Genomic DNA, 25067 nt, shown 5'->3' on the forward strand with positions numbered 1-25067 from the left:
GTTTGTTTTGTGGAAAATCATGCAAAAATGATGCTAGATCGCAATAATGATCGTATTAATCTTTGTCTTTAGTGGCGGATTTCTTGGATTTCTTTTCGGTATCCTCCTCAGCATCATCGGACTTTGTAGATTTTTTCTCATCAGCATCATCGGACTTTGTAGATTTTTTCTCATCAGCATCATCTTTATGTTTTTCGGCAATGTCTTTATAATCAGATATTATATTACCGCAATGACTTTGTATGGACTTGAATTCTTCTTGATCTTTTTTAGGTCTTGCTGTGTCCAATTCTTTTTTTACAAACTTTTTGCAGTGTTCAACGATTGTACCTGGCTTGTCTTTATGCTTTCCTTTTTCCTCAGACTCTTCTGTTGTGTCATCTGCTGCAATGGAAAACTGTTGCGACACTGTCAAACAAGATGCTGATAATAATGCAACCTTAATGGTGTCGATTAGAATCTTTTTTCCGAATTTCATGGGATATTCCTTTTAAAAAATAATGAAGGCGTTAACTGGTTACAGTGTTAATTAAACCATATAATGGTTAATATGGGGTTAAGACGTCATAATTTTTTTCAAAACCAAAACTAAATGAGTATAAATCCTTATGTGGATAATCACTGTACCCAGTAAAACTTTCTGTATAGGAGAATATAGTGCTTTATTGGGCGGGGATAGTCTTGTTTTAACAACGGGGCCACGATTTGTTATTCAGGTCAAAAAACAATCCAATCCTACCGACATCCCATTTCATCCCAAAAGCCCCGCCGGAAAATTTTGTGCACACCACCCCGAATTTTTTGAACAAGATCGTTTTTATTGGAATGACCCGCATGGTACCAAAGGGGGGTTTGGGTCGTCGACAGCGGAATTTATTGCGGCTTATCTGTGGAAACACAAACGATCTTTGCCGATTTTGGACATGCATCAGGTCCTTGGGGATTATAAAAAGTATGCTTGGGATGGGCGTGGAATTTCCCCAAGTGGGGCCGATTTTGTGGCGCAAATCCAGGGTGGGCTTGTGGCAAGTCATGAATCTATGACTCAGTCCCACGCGTGGCCCTTTCAGGATATTGACTTTATTATACTGAAAACACCCCACAAGGTTCCAACGCATGACCACCTTGCGGATGATAGTCTGGCCAAGCGTGTTGCGACCGCCTATCCCGATTTGGCCTCCGTTGCAGCGAACGCTCTGGCTGCTGTTCACAACGGAGATGCGGCGGAATTTGTACGGTCATTCACCGAATACTCACATTTATTGATGAAACAGGATTTGTCCCTTTTGGATGTTTATGACCTCGCCCAAGAAATCCGTCAGCATCCCGGGGTTGTGGCGGCAAAGGGGTGCGGAGCCATGGGCGCTGATACGATGATGATTTTGGTTGAAACACACCAAAGAAATGCGGTAGAAAAATACCTTCACCAGGAAAAATTAACCGTTGTTGCGGCTGGTGGTTTTGGATTTAAGGAATGTGGGGTCGTCATTGAAAAAGAGTAACGCGTTATGAAATGGACGACATCGGCACCTGCAAACTTGGCGCTTATTAAATATATGGGCAAGATCGGCAGTGGAAAACCAACCAACCCATCGCTTTCATTCACGCTTGATCATTGCAGAACCAAGGTGGAGCTTGACTATTCTTCGGATCGAAAGCAAAACGTTTGGGAACCGCTGATTGATCCAGATTTTCCATTCGTTCCGGATTTGACCCCTGTACAAAAAGAACGATTTTTGAATCATATTTCATTTCTGTGTCAATACGCAATGGACGGGGAGCATACGCCGTACTTTACGGTTCGATCAGCCAATAATTTTCCATCCGATTGTGGATTGGCCAGTTCAGCCAGCAGCTTTGCCGCATTGACGCACTGTACATTGATGGCGTTGGCAGACCTTTTTGCCCCTGACGCGCTTTTAAGCCTCGATACCATGCCGCTTTTGTCCGCCAAGGGATCAGGATCATCCTGTCGGTCGTTCATGGGGCCGTTTGTTATGTGGGAGGGGGATCATGTATCGCCCATTAATTTCCCTTATGATGATTTAATTCATATGGCAGTTATTATTTGCCAGGCACAGAAAAAAGTATCCTCAAGCGCAGCGCATCAACGTGTCTTGACCAGCCCGTTGTTTTCTACCCGTGCCGATAGGGCGAAAAATGGCCTGCGCGACCTGATCAACGCCCTGAATGCCCAAAATTGGCAGGATGCATTTCATCTTGTGTGGGGTGATTTTTGGGATATGCATTGTTTGTTTGAAACCTCCAATCCAGCCTTTGGGTACTTTACGCCCCAGTCCATTGAAATTTTGATGAAGGTGCGCGAAATTTGGGAAATGCACGGCGATGGTCCGCTGGCCACAATGGATGCCGGGCCCAATGTTCATCTTTTGTGGCGCCCTGATCAGGTTGAATTCGCCCAAACTGTTTTTACTGATTTGCGCACAAAGTTTCAGGTTTTGGCATCACCCCATATAAGGGTCACGTGATGGAATTTCTGGCATCAGGAAAATGGATTTTGACGGGGGAGCATGCCGTCCTAAGGGGGCATCCAGCGATTGTTTTTCCACTTCCTCATTTTTATGTCAAATTATCGTACACTGATTCTGGCCTGGCATTGTTGGGGGATTCCCTGATTAAACCGTTAAAAAACACGCTCATGAAAGGGTGTGCCATCCTTGGAAAATCACTAAATGCGATCACGGGGGATTTTTTGATCGAAGGGAATATTCCATTGGGCTTTGGCCTTGGGTCATCGGCCGCCCTGTGTCATGTGGTTGGGCAATGGTTCCTTTACAAGGGATGGGTGCAGCGCGAACAGCTTTTTGAATTTTGTTGCCGATTAGAGGATGTCTTTCATGGATGTAGTAGTGGTCTTGATATCCTGGGGTCATTTTCAACTACCGGAGTCTATTACCAACATGACCGCGATCCGACCCCAATCCAACAAACCTGGAAACCCTTGATTTGTCTTTCGCTGCTGTCGGTACCAAAGGATACGTCGAAAGCCATTGAAATCGTCCGACACCTGAACGAACAAAATCCGACCTTGGGTCAGCAAATCGATCATAAAATGCACCATGCAACCGACATGGCAAAAGATGCTTTGTCCTTAGATAAACAGGATGGCCTACCCCTTTTGGCAGCGTCCCTGAACCAGGCGTGTGATTGTTTTTATGATTGGGGATTGGTTAATCAACCCCTTTATGATGCTATGCAGGCCCTAAGGGGGCATTCGCCATTAGCCATTAAACCAACGGGCGCTGGGCTTGGCGGCAGTGTGATTAGCCTGTGGGCAGAGCACCCACCCGCCATTGATGGATTAATCCCTTTGTTCTGATGATCAAGATTCGAAATACCAAGAAAATTCTTGGACAGCCTGCGTATAAACTTCGCGTTTGAATGGCACAATAAGTTCTGTCAGTAATGAATAATGTACCCATTTCCATTCGATGAATTCGGGGTGGTCCGTGAGGTTCAGATTAATATCGGCATCTTGACCCCGGAACCGCATTAGAAACCAGCGTTGTTTGTTCCCATCAAAATGTCCATTCCATAGTTTGGATTGTAATTCTTTTGGAAACTGATACGAATACCATTCGGTGGATTCTGCGATGATATCCGCATTGTTACATCCGATTTCTTCCTTCATTTCCCTAAAGGCAGTCTCGCTGGGTATTTCACCGGGGTCGATCCCCCCTTGTGGCATTTGCCAGGAATCAAATTTTGTATCCTTGCAATCGAACCGTCTGCCAACGAAAACATGCTTATCTGCGTTGACAATCATTAATCCAACAATTAAACGTTCTTTTTTATCTGTTATTTTATCTTTTGTCACTTTATTTCACCTTGTGTATTTTTAAAGGAAATCAATTCAACCCCCTTTCCATTTAAACTGCCTAGCCACCCGAAAAAAAGAGTGGAAAATTCTTTCGTCAGGATGGAAATCGTTATAACGCTGTAACCTTGTTTTTGGGCAAGGTCCACGGTGGCGCCCAGTTTCTTTTTGGCGATCTCTAGGGTATCGGTTGGATTGATAGCCATATCCCCACCATAGCACCGGATACCGTTATCATGACAAAACAAAGACATCTGACGCCCAGGTTCCGAAAAGAACAAAGCCAAACCATTCTGCTTGCAAAACAAAGTAATCTTTTGAAGAGTGGCTGCATCCCGCAAAAACGGCCCCGCGATCATAAAGCCAAATAAGGAACCCCTGAGGTCCTGATACCATTCCCTCAACTGTTTTTCTGATATGTCTGACCCATTTGGCAGAGATAATAATAATGCATTTCCCTGGTCCTTGATACGCTTTATAGTATCCAAATCGATGGATTCAACAACAATTGCTGCATCGCTGGGCAAACTCTCCAAAACCGTTTGCGCAAGGGCGGTGGATCCAGAATTATGAACAATGATTTGAATTTTTGGTTTTCCAAAGCTTTTACCTCCCCTTACATACCGCGTGCTGGATGCAAATTCAATGGGAAAGGCCTCTGGTTTTTGGTCTTTCGTTTTTGATGGCTCTGAAAACAAAATTACCTTTATTCCAATTAAAAGACATAAAATAAAAATCGCGATCCATAAACGTTTCATTTTTTTGATCCTGATGCTAGATAGGGACGTGGGTCAAGTTGTTGCCATCCTAGTCTTAGCTCCACACGCAAATCCGGCTTTGCAGCAGCGGGGTCCGTCTGCACTGCACACCCAATTGGCTCCCCAGGTAATAAGGTATCCCCCGGATGGCAACAAATACTGCCAAGATTGCCCAAAATTACCAAAAAATCATCTTGTTGCAAAATAACCGTTTGGCCGTACTCTTTTATCATTCCACTATAAACGACCGAACCATGCCATGGGCTGACGACTTGGGCTTCGGATCGCGTTGTTATTTTCAGGGATAAATCTTTCCCCTGTTGAGGGGGAGCAATTTCACCAACGGCCGGTAATTGCAAAACCAAACTTTTCTGATCTCGATTCGTCGGTTGAGGGATTTTACCCGGAAGGGGTTTCAAAATAGTTTCAATAGCTTTTTCGATAGTTAAGGATTGGGTGTTGTTTTCCGGCTGAATCGTATGACCGGTCAGGGCGTATTTTTTTTCAAACAAACGGGATTGATCCATCAATAAAGCCTGATAACGACATTTGGTTTCGAAAATGTGTTTTTCCTCCCCCTTGATAGTTTGTCGGATGGTGTCAATTGTCTTGGCAAAATCCAGGGCATATTTTTTTTGATCCTGCAGTACCGGTGACAGCGCTTGCAACAACAGGGAACAGTGCACAACGTCCTGCAACGAAAAATAAGACAACAAAATCAATATGGGGGAATATTCGGTCCAATGCTTTAGATTGCGAAGCGTTGCCATCATGCGATGTTGTTGTATCATTGCCCTTTCCAACAACAGATGTTCCCGTTGAACCAGATCCAACAAGACAGCCTCTGTTTTGGTTAGTGAGTCTTCTAGGTCCTGTAATTGCTTGGTTGTTGCCACCAGATCCACGCCAACCGATTCGGCTGCCACCGCCGGGCCATACAGCACAACAATCCAAACAAAACATAGGATTCTTTTCACGCCATTACCACCAATGATCGGCCATCCATTTCTGGTGGGATCGGTAAATCAAGCAGGGTTAAAACAGTTGGTGCGATGTCACATAAGGTTCCGCCCGCTGTCAGTGATATTTTATGGGGTGCATTGATAATGATAAAGGGGACCGGGTTGCAGGTGTGAGCAGTGTGTGGGCGCCCTAACTCATCAACCATTTGTTCGGCATTCCCGTGATCAGCCGTAACAATCAGGGTCCAATCCTTTGCTAGTGCCGTTTCTTCGAGTATTGCCAAGATCGAATCAATCGTGTGTGCAGCCCCCATAATCGCAGGCTGGATCCCTGTATGTCCCACCATATCAAGGTTTGCATAGTTCACAACGATCAATTGATGTTCTGAATCATTCATGGCTTTCAAAAGCTGTTCCGTGACCTTGTCTGCTGACATGGGCGGACACAGATCATATGTGGCAACCTTTGGCGATGGTATTAAGATGCGATCTTCCCCGTCAAAGGGCAATTCCCGTCCACCATTAAAAAAGAACGTGACGTGGGCGTATTTCTCCGTTTCAGCAAGGCGCAGTTGACACCCACCGTGCTGTGCAATAATTTCGCCCAATCCATTGCAAAGGGGTACCTTGTCAAAAACAGACGGGATCAATGGCGTTAATGATGCTGCATATTCAGCCATTCCCAAGGTTGCTGAAAATTGAACGATCCGTTCCCGTTTGAATTCGCCAAAATCATCACACAAGAGCGATGTCAATATTTGCCGCGCACGATCGGCCCGAAAGTTAATCATCCACAGGGCATCGCCATCGTTCATGCCCGAATACAACCCGATGAGTGACGATGGAATAAATTCATCTGTAATACCCGTGTCATAAAAAAACTTAATGGCCGATTCTGGTGTTGAGAAATGATGGGGGGATTTCCCCAAAACCATCGCATCGTATGCGGGCAAAACCCGTTCCCAGCGTTTGTCCCGATCCATCGCAAAATAACGCCCCCCAATGGTGGCAACGGCATTCGTGAGCTCTTGAAGCTCTGCGCAATAATCCAAAGCACTTTGTGGGGGGGTGTCTCTACCATCCAGGAAAACATGAATCTTGACCGGGATTTCCTTGGTGGCCAAAAAACGCGCAATGGCAAAAAGATGATCCTGGTGGGAATGAACGCCGCCCGGGGACAAAAGCGCAAGCAAATGACAGGCCCCGCCGGTTGCTTTTATCTTTTCAATCAATGTCCTAACTTTGGGATTGGTTTCAAGGTCACCATTTTGAATTGCTTGGTCAATTCGTGGCAAGTCCTGCATAATAAGCCGCCCAAGGCCGATCGACATGTGGCCGACCTCTGAATTGCCCATCTGACCTTTTGGTAAGCCAACAAACTGTTCCGATGCCTGTATGGTGGCAGAGGGGTACTGCTGGGTCAGTCTGTCCAGATTGACAGCCTCGGACAGGCCATTGTTCGTTTTTTCGGGGCTAATGCCGCATCCATCCAGGATGCAGAGAACGAGTTTTTTGGTGATAGTCATGCTAGGAAAATTTCTTTCAGTTTTCTTTAAAGACTACCAAATTTTTGTGTCCATAGGAACCGTGCAAAAATAAACCTTGCTTTGAATTAGTTAAAATTTTATAAAAAGACAGATCAATGGTAATGGTTAAAAGTATGGTTTCGGGGAATATCCTTAAAAGTGGCGTGTCAGAGGAAAGATTTAACCTTATTGGCATATCAGGGCAAAACACATCCTATTCCATCACAAAGGAAACGATAGAGGATGCCGCCCGTCAGCTTAAAGGGATCGTTAAACGCACCCCCATGGTTGAAAGTTTCTGGCTGAATTCAAAAATCAAGGGCCAGGTGTACCTTAAGCTTGAAAATATACAAGTCACAGGCTCATTTAAGCCAAGGGGGGCTTATATTAAATTAAATAGCCTTACGCCGGACGAAAGATCCAAAGGTGTCATTGCAATGTCTGCCAGCAATCATGCCCAGGGTGTTGCTTATAATGCACAAAAAATGGGTATACCGGCGACCATTGTGATGCCGGAAAACACACCAATCTCCAAGGTGGAAAGCACACGCCATTATGGCGCATCAGTTATTTTACATGGAAACACCATAATCGAATCCCGCGATTTTGCCATGCAGTTGATTAAAAAGCATGGATACACGATGGTTCATCCCTTTGATGATCCTTGCATTATTGCAGGGCAGGGGACAATTGGCCTTGAAATGCTTGCGGATGTGCCAGATCTGGACGTCCTGATTGTGCCTGTCGGTGGCGGGGGATTGGCAGCTGGCATTTGTATAGCCGCAAAGGCCATCAATCCCAAGATTCAAATCATCGGCGTGCAATCGGCCGCTTGTCAATCAATGGCAGAGATTTTGTTTCCAAACACCGTTGTTCAAACATGCCTAAGGTCCGACCAAACCATTGCCGATGGAATCGCGGTTAAATATCCGGGAACACTTAACCTGTCGATCCTGAAAGATCATCTGGATGATTTCTTGATTGTGGAGGAACATTTTATTGAAACAGCAATAGAACGCCTTGTTGTGCATAATAAAATTGTTGTCGAGGGGGCTGGCGCGATTGGTGTTGCCGCCATCCTTAGTACCCCGGGAATTTTTCAGGGACGAAAGGTTGGAACGATCATTGGTGGGGGAAATATTGATTCACGCGTGCTGTCCAATCTTTTGCTTCGGGGGATGGTACAGAATGGGAAGTTGGTTCGCTTTAAAATTCAAATCGATGATGCGCCCGGTATTTTGGGTCACTTAACACAAATCATTGGAAAAGCAGGCGGCAATATTTTTGAGATTAGCCATCAACGGTTGTTCAATAATATCGCCACTAAGACGGCATATCTTGATGCTGTTGTTGAAACTCGAAACTGCGAACATGCCATCACAATCTGTCAATCGTTAATGAGTGGGGGATTCCAAACGGAGATTATGGAGGAATAGGGACGCTTCATTGTGAGATGATTTGATAATCGCACCCCCGTTTTCCAGATGGGTTTGAAAAATGCTTTCTGCCGTCAAAACGGATGCTGCATCCAGATTGGCTGTCGGTTCATCCAATACCCAAAGAGGATGGGGTGATAAGATCGCGGATGCCAGGGCAATCTTTTGTTGTTGCCCCTTTGACAGGGTGTTGATTGCCCTTTGTTCAAACGAACCCATATTAAAAGAATCCAGGGCATTTTGAACCGATTTTTTATCCCTATTTAATCCATAGACTGCCTGACGAAAGAACAGATTATCCATCACCGTTAAGTTTTGTTTCAATCCGGTTTCGTGGCCGCAGTAAAACAAATCAGAAGCCTCTATCTTTCCGGAAAGGGGGGCTAATATTCCCGCAATGATTTTAAGCAGTGTGGATTTGCCCGATCCATTCCCCCCCGTTATAACAAGCATTTGCCCAGCCAGCAGATCTATCGAGAGTGGGGCGCCCCTTGTCATCGGAATAAAGGGGTGAGTGATTTTGTGGATGTGTAATACTGTTTTCATGAGCAATTAATCGTTCAAGTCCTGGTGGATGGCCACGTCGGGTTTCACCCTCCTCGCCATGACGTCATGGCGAGTGAGCGAAGCGAGCGTGGCCATCCAAGAAACACCGGTCAATAATTTATGAAAGTGATGTAAGGGCAACATTGATGGTTAAAGCTTCTTTAAATAAGCATTCAAGCCTGAATCCTTTGCGGCCTCCTTTGGGGGGTCACCAAAGGTCATTGTCGGATACGATTGTGTCTGTGCAGCACCAGTATCTGATGATTGGATAGCACCCACTGACTTAAAGAAAGCCGCAGCAATTCGTGCTGGCATTCTCCCACCGGTGGATGCTTTGGCCATTGGTTTGTTGTTATCATTACCGGCCCACACCCCAACGACAACTCCATCGCTGTCTGTTCCATTGGCCTCTGGCTCGCGATAAGCAAAAAACCAGGCATCCTTATCCGCGTTACTACCCGTTTTTCCGGATACAGTTGGGTCAACGTTTGCGGCGCGCCCAGTGCCATTTTCGATAACATTGCGTAACATTCCACGTATACCATGCAGGGTGGTTGCATTCACAATAACCTTACCAGGCTCCGCTGAATGACTATATAGAATGGCCCCATCTTTATCGCGGATTTCCAAAATACCATAGGGCCATACAGCCCGGCCCTGGTTGGCAAAGGTTGCATAGGATGTCGTCATTTCTAACAAGGTTGTCTCCCCAGTCCCCAAAGAAATACTTAGGTCATTATTAAGGGTGCTGGTGATCCCCAATCGTTTTGCAACCTCGGCCACCTTTGCGGGGCCCACAAGTTGTGTCAATCGGATCGACACGCTATTAACGGAATAGGTTAACCCTTCTTTAAGGGATATCATGCCCCGACTTTGCCACTTATAGTTACCCGGACGCCAATCCCCAATAACGACAGGCGAATCATCCATCATGCTTTCTGGCGTTAAACCGGATTCAAGCGCCGCTAAATAAATAAATGTTTTGAATGCTGACCCTGGTTGACGCAGGGCTTGCGTTACCCGATTAAACTGACTCACACCATAGTTTTGGCCGCCAACCATTGCCTTAACGGCCCCATCGGGCGTCATGGCAACAAAGGCGACTTCGGATGCTTTTAGCTGCTTACCCATCGTTTCCATAAGGTCTGTACAGGATTTTTCGGCTTGCTTTTGCATGGTCTGATCAAACGTTGTAATAACAATCAGGTCCTTGTCAGTTTCCCCAACAATCGTTGGAACCTGCTCATAGACCCAATCCGCAAAATAGCGCATGCCTTGGTCTTTTTCCGCGGAGGCATCAGAGAGTTCTTTTTCCCCCTGATCCAGGTACGATTGGAATTCTTTTAAAAACCCAGCCTCTACCATCAATTCCAAAACAAGCTTTGCCCGTTTTTTTGCAAGTTTTGGATTATGGGCCGGCGAATATTTGGATGGTGCTTTCAGCAAACCAGCAATAACTGCAGATTCGAATACCGTTAAATTTCGGGCTGATTTATTGAAATACCGCCGGGCGGCCGCATCAATTCCATAGGTTCCGGCACCAAAATAAACGCGGTTGAGATACATGGTCAGGATTTGATCTTTTGTGAAATTCCATTCCAGCCAAAGGGAAAGAATCACCTCTTGAATTTTTCGTTTGAATGATCGATCCCGGGTATCAAAACTTCCTTGGGTGAATAGGATATTTTTTGCCAATTGCTGGGTCAGCGTTGACCCCCCCTGAACTACCCGTTGGGCGCGATAGTTCGTATAGGCTGCACGAAGCAACCCAATGACGTCCACACCAAAATGGTGATAAAAACGTCGATCCTCCACTGCCATCAGGGCCTGCGGGACATAAGGGGGCAATTCCTGGACCTTGACCATGTCTTCGTATAAATCACCATATGATTTGAGGATTGCCCCATCATAAGTTTGTATCACGACACTGGGTTTTCGCGTGCTTCCCTGCAGGTTTTTTAAATCTGGCAAATCATGGCTAAACCATAGAACAAGCAACCCAAGGGCCATTAATCCCCAGATGCCCAACATCAAGCAGGTCCTGGCGAGTGTCCATAAAAACGACGATCGTTTGGCTGTCTTTTTCCGCGTTTTCTTTGTTTTTGCTTTTGTCTTTGAGGGGGGTTTCTGTTGATGGGGGTGATGCCCCCCTTCTTTTTCGCCTGCATATAATTTCATAACGCCAATCCAACGATCACTCTTTTTTATCCTTGGTTATTTTCGTCTATTAAGTCTTTTTCTTGTCGGTTTATAAGAATTACCCCGTCATCCCGTGGCTTGACCACGGGATCCATGTATTCCGTTATAGATCCCGTGGTCAAGCCACGGGATGACGGGGAATGATCTTGTGTGATGTGGGGCTTAGGGACAGAACCTAAATCTCTTTCCTGAGCCTTGCTTTTTCTCACATTTTCAATTGATTGCATCAGCCTAGAATGATTCGTCGGGCTTTTCATCAGATATAACGTTTCATTCCAATCCAAAAGATCTCTTTCAGAAAAAATGGAATAGATTTGCAATTCTGCAAGTTCCCCATCGTGTCTGGGCCAGCCACCCCTTTGTGTGCATTCCAATTTAAAGCCTAATTTTTGCGGAACTTTTGCGGACGCTATATTTTCGGCATCACAATGAATTTCTACTTTTTTGGCCTTTAAAATTTGAAAGGCAAGAGCAGTCATGGCATGGGCAGCTTCGCTCGCATATCCTTTTGATCTTTGACTTCTACGCACAAAATAGGCAATCCCAAATTGTGGAATTTTCCAGAGAGCCTGAGAGGCGACAAACGCACACCGCCCAACAACATCGTTTGTGGATTTATCGATAATAAGATAACGAATAAAATCCCGTAGTATAAAATCAGCATGATGTTTTCGACAATCCTCCTCGACCATTCCTGGCGTTGGGGGATTCATGGGCCAATTCAGCCATTTGACATAATCATCATAACCATCGCAAATAGCGTCGTGTAATTTTTTGCCAAAATCTGCGCAGGGCATTTGCAACTTCAACCTGGGTGTCTCTATAAACTCTGGAAGATCAATTAATATGCGATTATTATGCATCCAAATTGACAACCTTCAGGGCGTTTGTCTGGATAAATTCACGGCGGGGCTCCACAACGTCACCCATTAAGGTCGAGAATATTTTTTCTGCTTCTTCTATATGACTCAATTTAACCTGCAGCAATGTGCGGACCTGGGGATCAAGTGTCGTCTGCCAAAGCTGATCGGGGTTCATTTCTCCCAAACCTTTGTACCGGTTGACAACAATTCCCTTGCGGCCGAATTCCAGCAACAATTCCCCAAGCTGCGTCACGCTGTTGATGGTTTGAAGTTTTTCGCCCTTGCTGTTGCTGGCTTGGTATTGACAAGATTCCTCAAAAACCTCCATCAGGCGTGGCTTTAGGCTGATCAGCGCCTTGATTTCTGGCATCTGCAGCAATGTCTGATCGATAACCCAGCTTTCGCTAACGCCCGATTGGGTCCGTTTTATCGTTGTTGTTTGATCGCCCTTTATGATGGACCATCGTGCCGAAGTCAGTTCATTCTTTTGCAGACGCGCCTGAATTGCCTCCTCTGTTACCATGGTTGGATCATCCAAATATCCCGAAAACAACAGCTGTTCCAGTACATAAAAATTATTCAAACGTCTGGATAGCGCCAAAATCGTATGCATCGCCTTTATAATCAAATCGGCAAACGACCGTAAATCTTGACCGACCATCACGCTGCCGTTCCCCAAAACCAATCGTCCATCGATCGTTGCCGCATCCAACAGATACGTTTCCATCGACTTTTCATCTTTTAGGTATACTTCTGATTGGCCGCGTTTAACCCTGTACAAAGGGGGTTGGGCGATATACAAATACCCACGCTCAATCAGGGGTCGCATTTGGCGATAGAAAAATGTCAACAGCAAGGTCCGAATGTGGCTGCCATCAACGTCAGCGTCGGTCATTATGATGACTTTGTGGTATCGAATTTTGTCGACCGCGAATTCTTCTTGTCCGATTCCGGTCCCAAGGGCTGTGATCAGCGTCCCAATTTCGGCTGATGCCAACATTTTATCAAAACGCGCACGCTCCACATTCAATATCTTACCCTTGATCGGAAGGATCGCCTGAAATTTACGATCACGGGCTTGCTTTGCAGAACCACCAGCGGATTCCCCCTCGACAATGAAAATCTCACTGGCTGTTGGATCGCGTTCTTGGCAGTCTGCCAGTTTTCCAGGTAATGATGCAAAATCCAACACACCCTTGCGGCGCGTTAATTCACGGGCCCGCTTGGCAGCTTCGCGTGCGGATGCGGCCTCCAATACTTTTGCGACAATAATTTTGGCCTGGGCCGGGTGTTCCTCGAACCATTGGTCCAAAGCCTGACTGACGGCGGCCTCTACCACGGGACGAACTTCGGATGAAACCAGCTTGTCCTTTGTTTGGGACGAAAACTTGGGGTCCGGTACTTTTACGGACAAAACGCAGGTTAATCCTTCGCGGGCATCATCGCCAGTTAATGTCAGTTTTGAATCTTTTCTGGCTGTGTCTTTTTTGTCAGATCCCCGTTTCCCAACATCGCGTTTCCCTTGGGCTGAATCTGCCACATAGGCCCCAACCGTTCGGGTTAGCGCGCCCCTGAATCCGGCCAGATGGGTACCGCCATCCCGTTGTGGAATGTTGTTGGTAAAGCATAACATTGTTTCATGATAGCTGTCCGTCCATTCCAAAGCCATTTCCACGGTGATGGCATCAATCGTGATTTTGGCCGTTATGGGCGGAGTATGAAGTGGGGTCTTTGCCCGGTCCAGATATTTGGTGAATTCTGCCAAACCGCCCTCGTAATGAAGGATAATTTCATCAACCGAATCAGGCCGTTCATCTTTTAACAGAATGCGAACACCAGAATTCAAAAAGGCAAGCTCCCTAAGGCGGTGTTCAATTGTGGCGCGGTCAAACGTGATATCCTTGAATGTTTCAATCGCTGGCAAAAAACGAACGCGGGTGCCCTTTTTCCCATCTGCATCGCCTATCATGGCCAGGGGTGCATCCGGAACGCCATGACGGAAACGCATTTGATAATGCTTGCCACCGCGCCAAACTTCTAGGTCCAGAATTTCCGACAACGCGTTAACGACCGACACCCCAACACCGTGGAGGCCGCCTGAAATTTTGTACGAATTTTGATCAAACTTACCACCCGCATGAAGCTGAGTCATAATGACTTCGGCTGCGGAAACGCCCATTTCTGTGTGAATATCCACAGGGATCCCGCGTCCATTGTCGGCAACGGAAACCGATCCGTCAGATTCCAATGTAACGGTCACAAGGTCGCAATGCCCGGCCAGGGCTTCGTCGATCGCGTTATCAACAACCTCATACACCAAATGATGAAGGCCCGTTCCATCCTCTGTGTCGCCAATATACATGCCCGGGCGTTTGCGGACAGCATCAAGCCCTTTTAATACTTTAATAGAATCGGCGTTATAACTATTGTCTGGTATAGGGGTGGTCATAATTCTCACAATTACTTTTAAGTAAATTATTTTTTAAGATAAGGTGACTGTTGATTGATGCACGTTAAAGAACTGGGCGTGACCCGTAAGATGTTCAAATAGCAGTGGATCTGTTCCCGTTAACCATGTATGAACCGAACTTCCGCGCGGATCTTCATGGGTGTCTTCTTTCCTGTTATTTTGCAAAATCCCAATTTGTTCAAACAATACCATACGGTGATGAAAATCTAAATGGGCAACAACGTCATCCAGCAATAAAACTGTTAATTTTTCGCGATTTTGGGTATCCCCATTTTTGGAATGATCATGAAGGAACGATAGCAAGGCCGCCAAGATCAGAATTTTTTGTTCCCCAGTGGAACATTGGTTGGCGCTTCTGTTGTTTTTCAGATGCACAAGATTCCAATCGCTTCGGTGGGGGCCAAGGCGTGTCATGCCGGATTCCCGGTCAATCATCCGATTTTGATGTAACTTTTCTTTTATTTGTGATTCGACCGTGACCGCATAATCAGCCAAAAGCCAGTTTTCGACGTCGCCGTTTATTGAGCTGACAAATCGGGGAAATAACGGATGCAGGTGATCCTGGCCGCGATTGAGTTTTTTCATCAGTTCCAGACGGGCGGCAGCAATCGCAACGCCGTAATTGGCCAGATTTTCCTCGAGGGACGTCAACCAAATCGGGTCACCCCCTTGGCGCAGGACTTGCAGACGTTCTTTCAGGGCATGGTCATAACGCGTTAACCGTGTTGCATGCAGGGGGTCATTTGCGTAAACCAGGCGATCAATGAATTTTCGCCTGACTGATGGGGATTCCAAAAACAATCGATCGGTTTCGGGCGTCAACCAAAATACGGTTAACCATTCCGCGATGGCAGCCTGGGATTTGACTGGTTCGTGTTGAATTTTATACAGTCTTTTTTCTGTCCCATGGGGGGTGAGCTCCAGCCCCGTTGAAAGATGAACATCGTTTAACAAGGTAACGGCGGCCGCCCATCGCAACGGATTTGTTGGGGCGGTAGGTGACCCATTCAGGGCGATTTCATCCGATTTTACCCCCCGCAACCCCCGACCCGGCGCGAGCAAAGAAAGTGCTTCTAGCAGATTCGTTTTACCCGCCCCATTTGCCCCCACGAACACAACGGGATCCGGCGTTATCGATAGGGATAGCGATGAGTAACTTCGAAAATTATAAAGTGATAAATAAGAAACCGCGTTTTGCATGGACCTTTGTTAGTGCTGTGTTATTTTGAGGGGGCTGCGTCCAAAATGACTGTCACCTCGAGCAGGAGGTGATCAATGACCCACCGCCTACACGGGAACGACAGTAGCATATCTGCGTTTGGTGCGGCCAGAGGATGATTAGCATTCCCCTGTAATGGCGCTGTTCCTGTCTGCATTTCAGAAAGATCGCCTGCGGCATACAATGCTGTGCCAGACAGGCCAAGTATCAGCGTTGTCATTAATAATTTATTTTTCATTATTACAATCCTTTTTAAGTCCAATTGTACACTTACTAATATAGGACACACACACATTAATAAATAATTAATTTATACATAAAAATACTTAATCTGAATAAACTCTGAGATAGTGAGCGCGACATCCTAGCTAACCTGAGTTCGACGTAACAAGCTAATAAAATCCAGACAAAATCAAGTTTCCCCCATGGCTTGACCATAGGATCCAGAGAAAGAAATTGATCTTTATCAACTGGATCCTCCGGTCAAGCCGAAGGAAAACTACGGTGGGCGCTGCTTGATACGGCTCTTACGTCGAACTCTGGTTACATATACGACGTTCTGGACCCTATGGCCAAGCCATAGGGAAACTGGAATGAGATCAAGAAACCATGGTTACGTGCCTCCTACACTCGCATCGGCATCAATACAAACGTTGCATTATTATTCTCAGCCGCATTCTTGCCCGCAGCGCGAATTAACGCTAGCGAATCTCCGTCAGCCAATAAAATCTCCATTTCTTCGGTTTCAATTTGTTGTGCAATATCCATTAGATACCGCACATTAAAACAAACTTCGATGGGTTCTTCGTATGCAAAATCAACGTCTAATTCCTCTGTGGCGCTGCCCAATTCATTACTGACGGCTGATATCAACACCTGATTTTCTGTCACCCTTGCCTTGATCGCGCGTACTTTATCATTGACCACGGTTCCAACACGGTCTACGGCCTCTGCGAATGCTTTTGTGTGCACAATCAGGCTTTTGTCATTTTCGACCGTTATGGCACCCTGATAGTCGGGGAATGTGCCATCAACCAAGCGCGAGCTGAGCACGGACCGCGTTCCATCGCCCTCGATCGCGAATTCGATACGCGCATTTGATAATCCGACGGTAATGGGTTTGTTGGCTTCATCCAATAATTTGCGGACTTCGGTGATTGTTTTGCGCCCCACAATAACGCCGGGCATACCAATGGCAGCCTCTGGACTGTCGCAATCAACGCAAGCCAGGCGATGCATATCAGTTGCAACGGTGCGCAGAATTTCCCGCCCATCATCCGATTTCAACTGATGGAAATGAATCCCATTTAGATGGAATCGTGCTTCCTCCCCGGACATGGAAAATTTTGTTTTGTCGATAAGGAGCTTTAGAACCGGTGCCGGCAGGGGAAAGTAATGCGACAGTTCGCTTTGTGTGATTTGGGGGAAGTCTGTCGGATCCAGACAGGGAAGCTCGAACCGGGACCGTCCCGATGTGATCACCATGTGCCCTTTTTCATGATCAACGACCAGGCTGATTGGCGTGCGATCGCTTAGTTTTCGGACAACCTCGTGCAGTAAATGGGCCTGAACACACGTGGTTGACGATTCTTCGACCTGGGCTGGGATTGTTTCGATTAGGGCCATATCCATGTCGGTCGACGTTAACGACAACCCCTCGGCAGAGGCAGACACCAGAACATGACTCAGGATGGGGACGGTTGTCCGTTTTTCAACAACGCTTTGCCCGTGTGATAAGGCCTTTAAAAATGGCCCTTTTTCAACTGTTAATTTCATGTAAATCGTAATCCTTTAAATTGTGTTTCATTGTAAAAAAGCACGTCACGCACCTATCATTCTTTTACATAACAGACATAATCCTATCATCGCCCTGCGCCCTTTCGAACACGCTGCCGGGGATAGATTCGTCCATGTCATCGCACGGGATTGGGACGGGTTGCCGCGTCAATGCAATTTTTAAAACATCATCAACGGTTCGAACCGGAATAATGGTCAGGCCCGCTTTGACGTTATCCGGGATTTCGGCCAAATCTTTTTCATTATCATAGGGAATAATGACGATTTTGATGCCACCACGGTGGGCCGCCAATAACTTTTCCTTTAATCCGCCAATTGCCAGAACATGCCCCCGTAGGGTGATTTCCCCCGTCATGGCAACATCGCGCTTTATGGGAATCCCTGTAAAGGCCGAAACGATTGACGTGCACATCGCAACACCAGCCGATGGGCCATCCTTTGGAGTGGCGCCCTCTGGTACGTGAATATGAATGTCGCGCTTTTCGAAAATGCTGGGTTTTAAACCAAACTGAAAAGCCCGCGTTCGAACATAACTTAAGGCTGCCTGAATTGATTCCTGCATCACATCACCCAGTTTTCCCGTAAACAGGGGTTTTCCTTTACCGGGCAAAACGACCGCCTCTATGGATAACAATTCACCGCCAACCTCTGTCCAGGCAAGGCCCGTTGTGACACCAATGGCATCATCGGATTCCACCTGGCCATATTGATATCGGGGGATGCCCGCATATTTTCCAACGGTCTCCGCCGTCACAGAAATCGACGAAACCTGAGTTGTCAGGATTTCCTTAATTGCTTTGCGGCACAAATTTGCGATTTCCCGCTCAAGGTTTCTAACGCCCGCCTCCCTGGTGTAATTTCGAATCAGAACGGTGATCGCATCGTCATTGATCGACAATTCATCATCCTTTAGGCCATGCAGGGTTTTTTGTTTTGGCGTCAAATACTGCCGGGCAATGACTAGCTTCTCATCCTCTGTGTAGCCTGGGATTCGAATGATTTCCATACGATCCAACAAAGGTTGCGGCATTTTCAGGGTGTTGGCCGTCGTCACAAACATAACATCCGACAAATCATAATCAACCTCTAGATAATGATCGTTAAACGTGGAGTTTTGTTCGGGGTCTAAAACCTCCAGCAATGCAGATGATGGATCCCCGCGCCAGTCGCTGCCAAGTTTATCGATTTCATCCAACAGAAAAAGTGGATTTGATGTTTTGGCTTTTTTCATACCCTGAATGATACGACCCGGCATGGATCCGATATAGGTTCGCCGGTGTCCCCGGATTTCTGATTCATCGCGAACCCCGCCCAGGGACACACGAACGAAATTCCGACTTGTGGCTTCGGCTATTGATTTGCCAAGCGATGTTTTTCCAACTCCGGGCGGGCCGACTAAGCACAGGATCTGCCCCCTGACCTTGCCCACACGGGATTGCACAGCCAGATACTCAAGGATCCGTTCTTTGACTTTTTCCAATCCATAGTGATCTTTGTTCAGGATATCGGCTGCTTTCTGTAGATCTATTTTGGTCTTGGACCGCGCGTACCAGGGAACAGACAGCAGCCAGTCAAGGTACGTTTTGACAACTGTCGCCTCTGCCGAGGTTGGATTCATCGCCCGAAGTTTTTTAATTTCTGCGTTTGCTTTTTCTTTTGCTTCTTTGGGTAGTTTCAGTTTTTTAATTTTATCCTCAAGCAGGGTAAGCTCATCCTTGCCGTCTTCGCCCTCGCCAAGTTCCTTGTGAATTGCCTTTAATTGTTCATTTAAATAATAGTCACGCTGGGTCTTTTCCATCTGTTTTTTGACGCGCGTTTTAATGCGCTTTTCAACCTGCAGAACATTATTTTCCGTTTCAATAAATGTCAGAATTTTTTTCAATCGGTCATTGACGTTCCCCATTTCCAACAGAGCCTGCTTTTCAGGGATCTTTAACGTGAAATAAGATGCGATCGTGTCCGCCAGTTTCGTTGGCTCCTCGATTTGATTGATAGAAATCAAAACGTCAGGGGGGATCTTTTTGTTGAGCTTGATATAGTTTTCGAACTGCGACACAACCGTTCGGCTTAATGCCTCTAGCTCGTCTGGTTTTCGGGTGGTGTCCTTGATTTCTTCGGCCGTTGCCACCAGATAATCTACGTCCCCATAAAAATCCACAATTCGTGCGCGGGGACCCCCCTCGACCAGAACTTTGACTGTTCCATCGGGAAGCTTGAGTATTTGTAAAATCGTACCGATGGTCCCAATCCGGTACAGATCGTCCGGTTCTGGGGCATCATGGGCCGCATTTTTTTGCGTCACCAGCAGGATTTGCTTTTGGTCCGTATGCATAACTTCCTCTAGGGCGCTGACGGATTTTTCCCGCCCCACAAATAGGGGAACAATCATTTGGGGAAATATAACGATATCGCGCAGGGGAAGGACGGGATATCGCTTTCCTTTTTCTAAATGGGGCATGGCATCACCTGACCTAGTAGTGTAAATTCACGAATAATTTATCATGGGACAAGATATTTAGATAGAAATTATTGTGGCTAAGTGTTGCGAATGCGGGGTTGTGGCAATGGATTTTCCTTGTGCCATTTTCATAAACCATGAATCGATCGTTCAATTTCTGGATAGCCGCGTCGGACTTCGTCCTTCTCGCTATGACGTCATGGCGAGCGAACGGAGTGAAGCGTGGCCATCCAGGAAGCATTGAGTTATGCTTTATGATTGGGAGAGGTATACACTCATTTTCAACGATTTCCCCCACACGTCCTCCCGCGACTTGATCGCGGGATCCACACATATGGACCCCGTGGTCAAGCCACGGGAGGACGGGAGGGTTGTTCCGTGGAAAATCATCGGAAATGGGGGTATATCTCAAGCTGCGTGACTGTGTTCGGCATGGTTTGTTGGCCTTAGAAGGTGTTCATTGGGCCTAAGGTTTTCTAGTTTTTCAAAGTGACGCACACTCCAGAAAAAACCTAGACAAAATGGCAATGTAATAACAAGGGTTCCCCAGGCATTGAACCATTTCGTCAAGTAAACAAACCCGAATGACGTGATAATATAAGTCACAGCCCTCCCTAATGCATAGATAAACCCACTAGCGGTAAAGCGTTTGTAAACAGGCAGTTGCTTCAATATAATATATTGAGCGGGACCTTCGCCGATATTAAATAACATAATAAGAGCTTGTACCAAAAACACCGATAATGCGCTTACTTGATAAAACAAACAAACAGGTAAAAGAAAGGCCAGCCCCAAAAAAACCAAACCTTTTGCGCGTATAATTTTTAAAGGGTGAATATAATAGCTGACGACGCACCATATAAAGGCCTGCAGAGTCTGTACGATGGTTAGCATGAAATTATGAAAGATGATATCGCTTGATGAATAATGACAAACGCTTTTTAGAAAAGGGTTGCAGTACATATATGCCAGATAAAACGAAATTGGCCAACCACACTGAAGAAGGAAGTAACTAAAGATCGTTGGTCGTGCGATTTTTTCTTTATGGAATTTATGAACATCTAGCGATAATTTTTCCGCTTTTCCGGAATTTGTTTTTTCATATTTTTCGATTAGTAGATTTAATTTAAGTTTCATATTTACGAATTCGGGAGTTTCTCGTAGGCGTGTTCTGGCCACAGATCCAACAACAGCAATGCACGCTCCAATCCAAAAGGCCATTCGCCAATTAAACCCATAGGACGTTGTTAGCGCTGCAACACCAACGGAAGCCATTGATCCAAAGGCCGCAGCGACTCCTATAGAAGAAACTGCAGGGTAGGCAACGGGTGGTTTTGTGATCTCGGCAACATAGATTCGCGCCCCTATAATCTCTCCCATGGACGAAAACCCCTGCACAATGCGGCAAATTGTAACAATCCATGCCGCGCCGATCCCTATTTGTGCGTAAGTGGGCAAGTTGGCCATGACAATGCAGGATATGGCCATCATCACGGTTGTAATAATAACCGTTGTTTTTCGACCAATATTATCACCAATGTATCCAAAAATTAAGGCCCCAAATGGACGAAACACCCACGTGGAACAAAACGCAAGGGCGGTTAGTAAGGAAGCCGTATGAGGATCGGTTGGTGGAAAAAAGAGCTCATTCAGCAACACAGCCATGTGCACATATAACATAAAATCGAAATATTCAAGGAATGTCCCGATTTGCAAAAGGCCAATTGCCTCCTTTTGTTCGCGGGTCAGCTTATTCATGATACCCTCTCTGACTTGGACGCCGGGATGATCGATGACATTGTGGGTGAAAACAAGGGGGTTTTTAAAAACTCATTCACATTAAACGCAACACAGCAAAAGCTGTTTTTTATAAAACGCATGGTACTCTCCTAGAGGGGAGTTAGTTTCGCGGGAACTATACTACCTATAAAAGTGAAAAGCCACTGTTTTTTTATCGCTTGATGATATATTTCACATCATGGATGCTTTCCAATAAATAATACTTCATCTTGCGCAACGCTTTTGCTTCGATTTGGCGGGCCCTTTCTTTTGTGATGGATAGTTTTTTTCCAATACTTTCCAGTGTTTTTGGGGGATCTATCAATCGTCGTTTTGAAATGATATATGTCTCGCGATCATCCAAGCACTGCATTGCACCCGTAATCCATGACCGACGGGATTGGGTATCATCCTCCTCCATGCTGGCTTCCTCTGGGGTTGGTCGCGTATCGGAAATTTGGGCCTGCCAATCATCATCCCCAAATTCACTTATCGGATTGCTGAGGGATAAATCATGCCCGGATAGACGATTTCCCATAATTTCCACATCCTGGATGGAGACTTGCAACAGATCGGCAATTTCACACCGTTCATCGTGATTCATTGGATCCGCTGTTGTTTGGGATAATTGTGCACGCAGGCGGTTCAGATTAAAAAAAAGGGCCTTGTGGGCGCTTGTGGTGCCCGCCCTGACAATTGACCAATTGCGCAGAATAAATTCCTGAATGCTGGCGCGTATCCACCATTTGGCATAGGTTGAAAATCGAACTTCGCGAACCGGCTCGAACCTTTCGGCGGCATGCATTAATCCCATGTTGCCTTCTTGGATTAAATCGCTTAATGGTAGACCATAATGTCGATACCGAATGGCCGTGCTAATAACCAACCGCATATAGGAACAGATCAATTCATGACGTGCTTTTTCATCTCTGTCCTCTTTCCACGCATAGGCAAGCTCTTGCTCTTTCTCTCTCTCAAGAAAGGGCATATTCATAAAAGTACGAACATAATTTAAATCACTGCGATGAGAATTTGCATTTAAAAAATCCATAATTTTACTATAAAATTGAGGTCCTATACTTAAATGATACCCATTGTTTCTTAATTTACCGTTAACATGATCCATAAAAACGAAAAAAATGTTATGAACGATGAACCGCAACCGCTGATGGATCACCTGATCGAGCTTAGGCAAAGGCTTATCTATGCCCTGTGTGGGTTTTTTTTGATGTTTGCGGTATGTTATTATTTTTCTGAGGCGATTTTTCAGTTCTTGGTTCACCCTTTGGCAAACATCCTCCAATCAAAGGGGGGTAGCCGGCGCCTGATTTACACAGGCCTGACGGAGGCTTTTTTGACCTATATCAAGGTGGCGGCTTTCTCTGCGGCATTTGTTTCCTTTCCGGTGATTGCCACGCAAGTTTGGTTGTTTGTGGCGCCTGGTCTTTATCAAAATGAAAAAAAAATATTCGTTAGCCTTTTGGCGGCCACCCCGCTTTTGTTTTTCTTGGGAGCAGCATTTGCGTATTTTGTGATTTTTCCAACAGCGTATCAATTTTTCCTGAGCTTTGAATCACCCGGCATCAATGGAAGTCTACCCATTGAATTAGAGGCCAAAGTCAATGAATACCTGTCGTTTGTCATGCGGTTGATTTTTGCATTTGGAATTTGTTTTGAGCTGCCCGTTATCCTAACCTTGATGGCCAGCATTGGCGTCGTTAGTCATCAAAGCCTGATCCAACGGTGGCGAATTGCAGTCGTTGTGATCTTTGTCATTGCAGCCTTTATTACACCACCTGATATTTTAAGTATGTTGGGGTTAGCGTTGCCATTGATTATTCTTTACGGTTTGTCCATTATAATGATCAGGGCTTTAGAAAATTATCGATTACGAAAGACAATGAACGATGTTTGACTTGCGATTTATCCGGAACTCTCCTGACTTGTTTGATGCGGGCTTGGTGCGACGTGGCCAGCAGCCTTTATCGGCGTCTATCCTTGAGCTTGATGAACAACATCGCACCTTTTTGACAGGGCTTCAAACCTTGCAAGCCTGTCGCAATCAGCTGGCCAAGGATTTTGGAAAGACAAAGCGGGAAGGGGGGGATGTATCCGCCCTAACTGAACAGAGCGAGGAAATAAAAGAAAAAATTTCCGAACTGGAGGGTCTTGTCCAATCGCTAGAAGGGGAATTACACACGATTCTGTCCGAATTGCCCAATACGCCCGCCCTTGATTGCCCTGATGGAAAGTCAGAGGATGACAATATTGAAATTCGCCGTATTGGGACCCCGCGTCAATTTGCGTTTACGCCCCTGAACCACGATGAATTGGGCGAATCCCTAGGGTTGATGGATTTTGAACGGGCGGCCAAATTGTCGGGCGCGCGTTTTGTTGTGCTGTACGATGGTCTTGCGCGATTGGAACGGGCGCTTGCGACGTTTATGTTGGACATTCACACAACTGAATTTGGCTATCAGGAAGTTTACGTGCCTCTGTTGGTTAAGGATGCTGCCCTATTTGGAACCGGGCAGCTGCCCAAGTTTCAGGATGATCTGTTCCAGACCATGATTGGGGAAAGCGCATCTGGGCATTGGCTGATCCCAACATCAGAGGTTGCCTTGACCAATTTAGTCGCTGGTGAGATTTTGTCGGAGGCTGAATTGCCCCTGCGATATACGGCCTATACCCCGTGTTTTAGGGCGGAAGCCGGCGCCGCCGGGCGTGACACGCGTGGGATGATTCGCCAACATCAGTTCGGCAAGGTTGAAATGGTCAGTATCACAACACCAGAACAATCCGTGGCTGAACATGAACGCATGACAACCGCGGCCGAAACAGTATTACAGCGTTTAGGGTTGCCATACCGGGTTGTTGCCCTGTGCACGGGGGACATTGGATTTTGCGCAGAGAAAACATATGATTTGGACGTTTGGTTGCCGGGACAAAATGCGTACCGCGAGATTTCCAGTTGTTCACGGTGTCATACGTTTCAGGCACGTCGAATGAATGCGCGGTACCGTCCAGGGGGGGGTGACAACAAGCCACAGTTTGTTCACACGCTTAATGGATCCGGCGTTGCTGTGGGGCGCGCCCTTGTCGCGATTATGGAAAATTACCAGGAATCCGATGGATCGATTGCGATTCCGGATGTTTTGGTGCCGTACATGGGCGGGGTTAAGAAATTGGAAAGACGCCAGAATTAAAAATAAGGGC

Annotated in this window: 21 protein-coding genes; 6 read left to right on the plus strand and 15 right to left on the minus strand. The window is 46.2% G+C overall.

Annotated elements, in window-relative coordinates; translation table 11 throughout:
• Positions 1-55: 55 nt before the first annotated feature.
• Positions 56-478 carry a hypothetical protein gene (locus NTX76_01435; protein ID MCX7337932.1) on the minus strand — a complete coding sequence of 141 codons (423 nt, stop codon included), beginning with the start codon at positions 476-478 and terminating at the stop codon, positions 56-58.
• 130 nt (positions 479-608) lie between these two features.
• Here NTX76_01435 and NTX76_01440 point away from each other — a divergent pair, with 130 nt between their 5' ends.
• From NTX76_01440 to NTX76_01450, 3 genes are read left to right on the plus strand one after another with little or no spacing between them, the layout of a single operon-like run.
• Positions 609-1502, plus strand: coding sequence for a hypothetical protein (locus NTX76_01440; GenBank protein MCX7337933.1), 894 nt, complete (start codon positions 609-611; stop codon positions 1500-1502).
• A 6-nt stretch (positions 1503-1508) separates the two neighbouring features.
• Positions 1509-2489 (plus strand): diphosphomevalonate decarboxylase, encoded by a 981-nt coding sequence (locus NTX76_01445; protein ID MCX7337934.1) that lies wholly within the window; start codon positions 1509-1511, stop codon positions 2487-2489.
• The gene (locus tag NTX76_01450) at positions 2489-3340 is read left to right on the plus strand and encodes a mevalonate kinase (protein ID MCX7337935.1); all 852 of its coding nucleotides are present in this window, start codon (positions 2489-2491) and stop codon (positions 3338-3340) included. Before NTX76_01445 ends, NTX76_01450 begins: the two co-directional genes overlap by 1 nt.
• 3 nt (positions 3341-3343) lie before the next feature.
• On the opposite strand, the gene NTX76_01455 is transcribed toward NTX76_01450, so the two are convergent.
• From NTX76_01455 to gpmI, 4 genes are read right to left on the minus strand one after another with little or no spacing between them, the layout of a single operon-like run.
• A complete protein-coding gene (locus tag NTX76_01455; protein ID MCX7337936.1) occupies positions 3344-3838 on the minus strand; it encodes an RNA pyrophosphohydrolase in 495 nt (164 codons plus the stop codon).
• Positions 3835-4596, minus strand: coding sequence for a hypothetical protein (locus NTX76_01460; protein MCX7337937.1), 762 nt, complete (start codon positions 4594-4596; stop codon positions 3835-3837). The genes NTX76_01455 and NTX76_01460 overlap by 4 nt, the downstream gene beginning before the upstream one ends.
• Positions 4593-5573, minus strand: coding sequence for a peptidoglycan DD-metalloendopeptidase family protein (locus NTX76_01465; GenBank protein ID MCX7337938.1), 981 nt, complete (start codon positions 5571-5573; stop codon positions 4593-4595). The genes NTX76_01460 and NTX76_01465 overlap by 4 nt, the downstream gene beginning before the upstream one ends.
• Complete coding sequence (gene gpmI, locus NTX76_01470; protein MCX7337939.1) at positions 5570-7084, minus strand: 2,3-bisphosphoglycerate-independent phosphoglycerate mutase; 1515 nt, start codon at positions 7082-7084, stop codon at positions 5570-5572. Before gpmI ends, NTX76_01465 begins: the two co-directional genes overlap by 4 nt.
• A gap of 122 nt (positions 7085-7206) precedes the next feature.
• Between gpmI and NTX76_01475 the strand changes: the two genes are divergently transcribed.
• Positions 7207-8520, plus strand: coding sequence for a threonine ammonia-lyase (locus NTX76_01475; GenBank protein ID MCX7337940.1), 1314 nt, complete (start codon positions 7207-7209; stop codon positions 8518-8520).
• Here NTX76_01475 and ccmA read toward each other — a convergent pair.
• From ccmA to NTX76_01525, 10 genes are all read right to left on the minus strand, one after another.
• The gene (gene ccmA / locus NTX76_01480; protein MCX7337941.1) at positions 8479-9066 is read right to left on the minus strand and encodes a heme ABC exporter ATP-binding protein CcmA; all 588 of its coding nucleotides are present in this window, start codon (positions 9064-9066) and stop codon (positions 8479-8481) included. The genes NTX76_01475 and ccmA overlap by 42 nt on opposite strands.
• Before the next feature lie 150 nt (positions 9067-9216).
• Complete coding sequence (locus NTX76_01485; protein ID MCX7337942.1) at positions 9217-11244, minus strand: PBP1A family penicillin-binding protein; 2028 nt, start codon at positions 11242-11244, stop codon at positions 9217-9219.
• A 26-nt stretch (positions 11245-11270) separates the two neighbouring features.
• Positions 11271-12062 carry a GNAT family N-acetyltransferase gene (locus NTX76_01490; GenBank protein MCX7337943.1) on the minus strand — a complete coding sequence of 264 codons (792 nt, stop codon included), beginning with the start codon at positions 12060-12062 and terminating at the stop codon, positions 11271-11273.
• Between the two features lie 58 nt (positions 12063-12120).
• Complete coding sequence (gene gyrB, locus NTX76_01495) at positions 12121-14577, minus strand: DNA topoisomerase (ATP-hydrolyzing) subunit B (protein MCX7337944.1); 2457 nt, start codon at positions 14575-14577, stop codon at positions 12121-12123.
• 33 nt (positions 14578-14610) lie between these two features.
• Complete coding sequence (gene recF / locus NTX76_01500; protein MCX7337945.1) at positions 14611-15798, minus strand: DNA replication/repair protein RecF; 1188 nt, start codon at positions 15796-15798, stop codon at positions 14611-14613.
• Between the two features lie 20 nt (positions 15799-15818).
• Entirely contained in the window at positions 15819-16055 is a 237-nt protein-coding gene (locus tag NTX76_01505; GenBank protein ID MCX7337946.1) for a hypothetical protein, read from the minus strand.
• A 386-nt stretch (positions 16056-16441) separates the two neighbouring features.
• Entirely contained in the window at positions 16442-17593 is a 1152-nt protein-coding gene (gene dnaN / locus NTX76_01510; GenBank protein ID MCX7337947.1) for a DNA polymerase III subunit beta, read from the minus strand.
• A 64-nt stretch (positions 17594-17657) separates the two neighbouring features.
• Positions 17658-20072 (minus strand): endopeptidase La, encoded by a 2415-nt coding sequence (gene lon / locus NTX76_01515; GenBank protein ID MCX7337948.1) that lies wholly within the window; start codon positions 20070-20072, stop codon positions 17658-17660.
• A 408-nt stretch (positions 20073-20480) separates the two neighbouring features.
• Positions 20481-21830, minus strand: coding sequence for an MFS transporter (locus NTX76_01520; protein ID MCX7337949.1), 1350 nt, complete (start codon positions 21828-21830; stop codon positions 20481-20483).
• A 193-nt stretch (positions 21831-22023) separates the two neighbouring features.
• Positions 22024-22902 carry an RNA polymerase factor sigma-32 gene (locus tag NTX76_01525; protein MCX7337950.1) on the minus strand — a complete coding sequence of 293 codons (879 nt, stop codon included), beginning with the start codon at positions 22900-22902 and terminating at the stop codon, positions 22024-22026.
• A 93-nt stretch (positions 22903-22995) separates the two neighbouring features.
• Between NTX76_01525 and tatC the strand changes: the two genes are divergently transcribed.
• Positions 22996-23766, plus strand: a complete 771-nt coding sequence (gene tatC / locus NTX76_01530; GenBank protein MCX7337951.1) for a twin-arginine translocase subunit TatC — start codon at positions 22996-22998, stop codon at positions 23764-23766.
• Complete coding sequence (gene serS / locus NTX76_01535; protein MCX7337952.1) at positions 23759-25057, plus strand: serine--tRNA ligase; 1299 nt, start codon at positions 23759-23761, stop codon at positions 25055-25057. Before tatC ends, serS begins: the two co-directional genes overlap by 8 nt.
• Positions 25058-25067 lie beyond the last annotated feature (10 nt).

The organism is Alphaproteobacteria bacterium (assembly GCA_026400645.1).
Classification (GTDB): domain Bacteria; phylum Pseudomonadota; class Alphaproteobacteria; order Paracaedibacterales; family CAIULA01; genus JAPLOP01.